The organism is Cupriavidus sp. IDO, from assembly GCF_000812465.1.
GTDB lineage: Bacteria > Pseudomonadota > Gammaproteobacteria > Burkholderiales > Burkholderiaceae > Cupriavidus.
The window spans coordinates 20343-27112 of sequence record NZ_JWMA01000086.1 but is presented as its reverse complement, the minus strand read 5'-3'; the positions used below and the strand labels follow the sequence as shown (position 1 = coordinate 27112).

7 protein-coding genes are annotated in these 6770 nt (G+C 67.6%); 3 read left to right on the top strand and 4 right to left on the bottom strand.

Annotated features, from left to right (window positions below; genetic code table 11):
* Positions 1–347 precede the first annotated feature (347 nt).
* Positions 348–923, top strand: coding sequence for a hypothetical protein (locus RM96_RS23615; protein ID WP_039014121.1), 576 nt, complete (start codon positions 348–350; stop codon positions 921–923).
* A 115-nt stretch (positions 924–1038) separates the two neighbouring features.
* A complete protein-coding gene (locus RM96_RS23610) occupies positions 1039–1737 on the top strand; it encodes a DUF2459 domain-containing protein (protein ID WP_039014119.1) in 699 nt (232 codons plus the stop codon).
* Positions 1738–1986: 249 nt separating this feature from the next.
* On the opposite strand, the gene RM96_RS23605 is transcribed toward RM96_RS23610, so the two are convergent.
* Both RM96_RS23605 and RM96_RS23600 read right to left on the bottom strand, forming a co-directional pair.
* Positions 1987–2496, bottom strand: coding sequence for a hypothetical protein (locus RM96_RS23605; RefSeq protein WP_039014129.1), 510 nt, complete (start codon positions 2494–2496; stop codon positions 1987–1989).
* Between the two features lie 345 nt (positions 2497–2841).
* The gene (locus RM96_RS23600) at positions 2842–3477 is read right to left on the bottom strand and encodes a YceI family protein (protein ID WP_039014118.1); all 636 of its coding nucleotides are present in this window, start codon (positions 3475–3477) and stop codon (positions 2842–2844) included.
* A 373-nt stretch (positions 3478–3850) separates the two neighbouring features.
* On the opposite strand from RM96_RS23600, the gene RM96_RS23595 reads away from it, so the two are divergent.
* The gene (locus RM96_RS23595; RefSeq protein WP_238587386.1) at positions 3851–4957 is read left to right on the top strand and encodes a Leu/Phe/Val dehydrogenase; all 1107 of its coding nucleotides are present in this window, start codon (positions 3851–3853) and stop codon (positions 4955–4957) included.
* 114 nt (positions 4958–5071) lie between these two features.
* On the opposite strand, the gene RM96_RS23590 is transcribed toward RM96_RS23595, so the two are convergent.
* Both RM96_RS23590 and RM96_RS23585 read right to left on the bottom strand, forming a co-directional pair.
* Positions 5072–5575, bottom strand: a complete 504-nt coding sequence (locus RM96_RS23590) for a TlpA family protein disulfide reductase (RefSeq protein WP_039014117.1) — start codon at positions 5573–5575, stop codon at positions 5072–5074.
* A complete protein-coding gene (locus RM96_RS23585; RefSeq protein WP_039014116.1) occupies positions 5572–6762 on the bottom strand; it encodes a sialidase family protein in 1191 nt (396 codons plus the stop codon). The genes RM96_RS23590 and RM96_RS23585 overlap by 4 nt, the downstream gene beginning before the upstream one ends.
* Positions 6763–6770 lie beyond the last annotated feature (8 nt).

Sequence of the window (6770 nt, the reverse complement as noted above, 5' to 3'; positions counted from 1 at the left end):
GCATGTTCGTCTTACCTTGCAAACCGGGGCGCGTTCATATAAGTAGGTCGCCCTTCAGGGCGAAACCGGGCCGTCGACCTACGACAGCGCCAAACCGCGGCCACCAACCTCAGGCCCGCCAGCAGCAGCGCCCCCTCCAAGACCCCAGCCCCACAAATAGGCGAAGAACCTTATTCTGCTGTCGCCGGCGAGGCGCCCGATGCCGATTGGAGCCGCGCCGGAATTGTGGGGAATTCTATGGGCCGCCGCGGCATCACCGCATCACCAGAAATGGTGATGCCTCGGAAGGCTTTAGAATCTGCGTCGACCATCCATTTCGAGATCGTGAAACCTTTCCCACCCACCCGATGAAGAAGATCACCCTGCTCTGCGCCGCCCTGCTGACGTCCGTTTCCGCCCACGCAGCCGCTCCCGCGACCCAGCCAGCGACGGCAGGCAACACCGCGGCGCCGCTCGGCCTCGAGCTTGGCAAGACCCGGTGCTCGCGCCTGGCGCCGGCTGAAAACCATGTCAGGAGCGGCAAATCGGAATGGGCCGGCGGCGACACAGTGGAGCTCAGGCATCTGGAGCGCTTCCACCTGCCGGGCCTCGCTCGCGTGACCGTGAACTGCGACGCGCAGGACACCGTGGCACTCATCACGATGACCTTTGACCGGTCGGCGCTGGACGAGGTGAGCAAGAAGCTCGACGCCCGCTATGAGTCGAAGCGAAAGACCGAGTCCACGGCCGAGAATGGCTACGCGGAGTGGGCGGCCGCCAACGGCAGCCTGGAGTTGCTCTACGGGCGCGACAGCAAGCAGTTCACGGTCGCGTACTGGGCCAGGAGTGCCAAGGCTAAATACTTCGCGTATAGCGGCACCGGCAGCCCGAAGCCCGCGGCAGCCGCGGCATCCACGCCTCCGGCCCAGCCCGCGCCGCTGTGACCGGCATAGCCGGCACGGCCTTGCCCGCTGACGGCTTGTCGACGCCCACTGGCAGGCCCGTGCCCGCGCTGCCTACACTTCCGGCATGCACGGCGGCAATCCTTATCAGACCCGTATGACGCGAACGGCCGGGCGGCTGGCCAGGCCGGCGCTCGCCCTCGCCCACGCCGCCGTCCTTGCCGCCTGCTCGGCCATCCCGCTCGCCCCGGCCAGCGGGCCGCCGGTGACGACCATCGACGTGGTCGAGCGCGGCTGGCATACCGATGTCTGCGTACAGGTGCAGGACGTGCCGGACCTGCAGGCCTGGCTGGCGCAGGGCTTCGCTGGCGCCACCCACCTGTGTTTCGGCTTCGGGGAACGGGACTATGTGTTGACGCGCGAGCACGGCGTCCTGGCGACGCTGTCGGCCCTGTGGCCCGGGCGCGGCGCGATCCTGATGACGGTGCTGCGCGACACCCCGGCCGCCGCCTATGGTGCCGACAAGGTGGTCACGCTGCAGGTGGGGGCGGCCGGCAAGGCGCACCTCGCCGCCTATCTCGCCGGGTCGGTGCAGCGCGACGACCTGGCGCGCCCCGTGCAGCTCGGTGACGGCCCCTATGCCGGCAGCCTGTACTTCGGCGCCACCCCGAACTACGCGGGCTACTACACGTGCAACACCTGGACCGCCGACGCCCTGCGCGCCGCGCAATTACCGGTGGACGGCTCGGTGCTGTTCGCCAGCGCCGTGCTGCGGCAGGCGCGCGAGGTAGCGGCCTGCCAGCGCTCCGACAAGCTCACTGGTTCTGGCACGGACCCGGTGTGCATATCACGGTAGAACCCGGCGGCACGACCACCGTGTGAGCGTTCGGCGGGGGCGAGGAGTCGCTGCTGCTGAGCGAGACGCAGCCGGCCAGCGCCAGCACGGGCAGCAATGCCAGCGAGCGCGCGAAAAATCTGAACGTTGCCATGGCAATCTCCCGGTCAGGTGAGGCGGTGCCGGTGCGGGCCTCCGGAACGTCGCCGTGGTGGGAGTATAGGTAACGGCAGATGCCGTTTGCATCACTATCGCATCGGAGCAACGGCCTCATTTGCGCCGCCGGTCGCCCCCGAGCGGATCAACGATGATCATCGTGCGATCCAGCACGCCCTGATCGTCGAAGTAGACACTGAAGTGGGCCGGCTGATAGCCGCTGGCATAGAGGCGGTACGACCACGCCTCGCGCTTCATGAGCGGGTAGTACTGGACGGGCTCGCGCGGCAGGCCGAAGCGTTCGGCTATATCGCGCTTGGTCCAGACGCCCGGCTTTGCCTCGTAGATCTCTTTCTCGGTCAACATCTGGCGGAAACCGACGAGCTTGCCGTTCGCGTCGAAATCGGCGGCGTAGACCTCATATCCCAGGGGCTGGTGCGAATAGATCCAGCGGATGGAGCCATCGGCGAGCCTGTAGGTCTCCGTTGGCGCGCCAAAAGTCTCGAGCACGGAGCTTTCCGGGCTGCCTATCATCTTCTGGGCAGTCTGGACGGGTTGCAGCGACGTACAGGCTGACAGCGCAACCGCGGTGCCCGCCAGCCAGTTGGCGAGGCGATATTGCATGATCATTCTCCATTGCCGGAAGGTACCGCTTCTCCCGGCCGGTAGTCGATTCAAAGATAGCCCACCTCTACATTCCGGACCCCGCCCCCGCACCGCCCGTGCCGCCCGTGCCGCCACCACCGCCCACAATGCCCGGCGCAGGCCGGAAGCCGGGAGCGCTTCCCGACGAAGCGCCGCCCGTCATGCCCGCCCCCGATCCGGACGTGGTGCCGGAATCGTCCTCGCCTCCGCCGCAAGCCGCAAGAAGGAATGTGGCAAGCAACGCCGCAAATATCCGAGTCGACATGATGTTCCCCTGTGCCGCACTAGTGCCTGGCGCCTGAGAACCCGTTTCAGAATGGGTTCTCAGGGCCCATGCACGAACTCCACCTGAATATTCATATGCACGACATCGCCCACAACGGCGGACCATGCCGACAGGCCAAACTCCCGGCGGCTGGCTTCTCCGATCGCCGAGAAGGCAAGCGTGCCGTCGCGCAGCGGATTCCCGGTGGCACTCCCAGGTGTCACACGAAGGCTGACCGGACGCGTAATGCCGCGGATCGTAAGGTCGCCGTTCAGCCACCCGCTCCCTTCTCCGGTCAGGACAAAGCGGGTGCTGACAAAGCGGATCTCCGGATAGTTGGCCACATCCAGCACGCCGGCACCCCGCATGATCCGGGACAGGAAGCCCGGACGCGCCTCGATGCTTCCGGCATCGATCGTCACCGTCACGCGGGCAGCATCGAGCCCGGCCTGCGCCCCTTCAAGCCGGGCATCCAGGCGATGAAAGCGCATCCTGATCCGCGAGTGCGAAAAGGCGTCGACGTCGAAGGTGACGCTCGAGCGCTGCGGCGCCAGCACGTACCGGTCCCGCCACCTGTCCGCGTCGGCTGGCTGGGCCTGGCTGAGGGCGGCCGCCAGCGATGCTAAGGCGGCCAGCCCAAGCCCGGCAATCGCGTGTCCGCGCGTGGCCCGCAAGCTGTGTGGCGAATCGCGCACGATGCCTCCTCGGCAAAAGCACGGTGGTCGATAGATCTAAACGCGTGGCGGTGCCGATTTATTCCATCGTGCGCCAGCACGAATGACGAAGGGCCGATGGCCGGCAATCGCCCTCTCCTCCCAATAAACCCTAGTCGGGGTCACGGCAAATTGCCGGTAAGATTCCGCACCTGTTTGCGCCATGGCGCGAACCGGCCGCCTGACCGGGCAACCGGGCAGGCGAGGCCAGGCCGCAACACAATTGCCGCCCGGCCGAATCACGATGGCTGCCGCCCTGGCCACCATCGCCACCGCACCGCCTTGCAACCCAGAGCGGTGTGCCAGGAAGGCAAAGTTACCCCTTTGCATTCCACCTCGTCATGGAGAAGACGCTTTGACCGACCGCATCACCCCTGAGGCCGCTGGCCACCTCGCTGGCCACCTGTTTGGTACTGGCGAAGGCCCATCCCACGAGCGCATCACGCTCGCCACCGATCCCGAGTCCGGCCTGCAGGCCATCATCGCCATCTACAACACCAGCCTCGGCCCTGCCTTCGGCGGCTGCCGCTACTGGACCTACCCCACCGAACACGACGCGCTGACCGATGCCCTGCGGCTTTCGCAAGGCATGGCCTACAAGAACGCCCTGGCCGACCTGCCCTTCGGCGGCGGCAAGGCGGTGATCCTGCGCACGCCGGCACAGACCGACCGTACCCGGCTGTTCCGGGCCTTCGGCCGCCTGGTCGAATCGCTCGATGGCCGCTACATCACCGCCGAAGATGTAGGCACCACCGTGGAAGACATGCACGCCGCGCAGAGCGAAACCCGCTACATCAGCGGCATGCCGCGCGCCGACGGCTTCGGCGGCAACCCCTCGCCCAGAACCGCCTACGGCGTCTTCGTCGGGATCGAAGCCGCCGTGCGCTATGCGCTGGACCGCAACAGCCTGGACGGCGTCTCGGTTGCCGTGCAAGGCCTGGGCTCGGTGGGCTGGGACCTGTGCCGCCTCCTGCACGAGGCCGGTGCGAAACTGATCGTGGCCGACATCAACGGCGCCAGGGCCGAGCAGGCACGCAAGCAGTTCGGCGCGCAGGCGGTGCCGTCCGGCGACATTACGGGTGTGGCCGCCGACGTGTTCGCGCCCTGCGCGCTGGGTGCGGTGATCACCCCGGCAGTGGCGCAACAGTGCAGGTTCAGGATCGTCGCAGGCGGCGCCAACAACCAGCTCGCCTCGCTCGACGAAGGCGACACCCTGCAGGCGCGCGGCATCTTCTACGCCCCCGACTTCCTGATCAACGCCGGCGGCATCATCAGTTGCGCGCGCGAATACCTCGGCGGCGCCGACGAGGCCGCGGTGCTTGCCGAAGTGGCACGCATCCGCGAGCGCGTGTTCGAACTGGCGCAGCGTGTGGAGAAAAGCGGTGAGGCACCGGCGCGCGCCGCCGTGAGCTGGGCACAGGAGAAAATCCTGCAGCCGGCCGGTCAGACCCGCAAGAATTGAGCGGAAGCGTCCGGGCCGGGTGCGGTCGACAGGCAGCACCCGGCCTGATGGCGAAGGCGAGATTCGTACGGAGCCACGACAGGCCAGCTCCTGCGGGCTTCCGGGCGCTCCGGGTCAGCCTGCGATGCCGGCCCAGCGCAGGTGCCTGCTCCAGTCCTCGGAACTGATCACGCCGGACACGCCCTGCCGCTGCCCGTCGGCGCGATAGAAATAGGTGCGTGGCATCTCGCCCATCCAGTCAGGGTCGACGGCGTAGCGCAGGCGTTCCTGCGGCTCGCGGCCGAACACCCATGCATTGCGCGTCAGGCTGACACGCTGGAGGAGTTGCCGCACCTGCGGCATCGCTTCGGGGTTGTCCATCGCCAGCGTGACGACGCGCAGCGCCGGATAGCGCGCCTGCAGCTTGCCGATCGCCTCGAAATTGCGCTTGCAATAGATGCAGTCAAGCGACCAGACCACCAGCACAAAAGGCTTGCCCTGCTGGCTGGCGGCAAGTTGCGCGGCGCTGCCGGAATCGAATACGGCCACGCGATCGGCGTGCGGGCCGCCTGCATTTGCGCTGCCCGCGCCAATCAGGACAAGCGCTGCGGCGGCCAGGAGTCTGCGGCGTGGCGTCATGCGGCCTCCTTCGCCAGCGGGAAGAGTTGGAAGCCCTCGGCTTCGGTACGCCACAGAACGTAGGCGCGGCCCGCGTGCTGCAGCAGGTGCGGCTGGTCGGAGTCGCGCCCGGTGCGGGCCACCTGCCGCGTCTGCCAGGTCTTGCCGCCATCGTGCGAGAGCATGGCGGACAGGCGCGTCTGCTGCCCGTCGAACGACTTCCACGCCACCACGATCTCGTTGTTGTCCAGCGCGATGATGTCGGCATGCTGCGCGCGCGGATCGTCGAGCGGGCGCTGCGCCAGCAGCTTGCCGTCCTTCCAGCGCCCCACCGAGACCGTCGGCTTGCCCTCGCGCACATTGAACCAGACCATGTGCAGGGTGCCGTCCGGTGCCACCGAGGCGCCCGGGCCGTGATGCGGGCAGGCATCGATGCGCCAGTCGTCGAAGGTGGCGCGCTGGAAGCCCGTGGCGGTACCGTCGGCGCCCAGCCAGGCCAGCGCATGGTCGCGCGCGTTGGGCGGGAACACGTGGCGCCACAGTGCCAGCATCTTGCCGTCGGGCGTGGCCGACATGGCGATGCGGCAGCATTCGCACGACTGGTCGGCGATCTTGTAATCGCCCCGGAACGTCGCGCCATGGTCCGTCGACACCGCGTAGTAGACGGCGGCGCCGGCGTATGGCTGCTTGCGCGCCTCGGCAGCTGCCACGTCGCGCTTGTCGATCCAGCTGACGAAAATCCGGCCCGCGCCGTCCACCGCGATGGCGTCGAAGCGGTGCGCGATCTCGTCGCGGTTGGCGTGCACCGTCAGCGGCGCGGCGAAGGACTTGCCGCCGTCGGTGGAGCGGGCGAAGCGGATAAAGCCGGTGTAGGGCCTGGCCAGCGGCTGGGTCCAGGTGACGAAGATCTCGCCATCGCGTCCAATGGCTACCTTGGGACGGCTTTCGTTGTCGGCCGCGACCTGCTCCGGCGCGCTGTTGACATGCCGCACCGGGCCGAAGCTGCGGCCGAAGTCGGCCGACGACTGCAGCGCGACATAGGGGCCGTCCTTGTAGGCAATCCACAGACGCCCTTCCCGGTCGAACGCGGCGCCGGTGCCGAGTTCGCTCATTTTCTGCATCTTCTCCATATGGGAGTGGGTCTGGGCCGTGGCCGTCAGGGTGGCGAAGGCCAGCAGGCCGGCGAGGATGAGGCGGAAGACCTTCATAGGGTTGT

Bases quoted from the DNA above. Each gene is read 5' to 3' on its own strand.
- RM96_RS23615 (WP_039014121.1), top strand. From the start codon at position 348: ATGAAGAAGATCACCCTGCTCTGCGCCGCCCTGCTGACGTCCGTTTCC.
- RM96_RS23605 (WP_039014129.1), bottom strand. From the start codon at position 2,496: ATGCAATATCGCCTCGCCAACTGGCTGGCGGGCACCGCGGTTGCGCTG.
- RM96_RS23585 (WP_039014116.1), bottom strand. From the start codon at position 6,762: ATGAAGGTCTTCCGCCTCATCCTCGCCGGCCTGCTGGCCTTCGCCACC.
- RM96_RS23590 (WP_039014117.1), bottom strand. From the start codon at position 5,575: ATGACGCCACGCCGCAGACTCCTGGCCGCCGCAGCGCTTGTCCTGATT.
- RM96_RS23610 (WP_039014119.1), top strand. From the start codon at position 1,039: ATGACGCGAACGGCCGGGCGGCTGGCCAGGCCGGCGCTCGCCCTCGCC.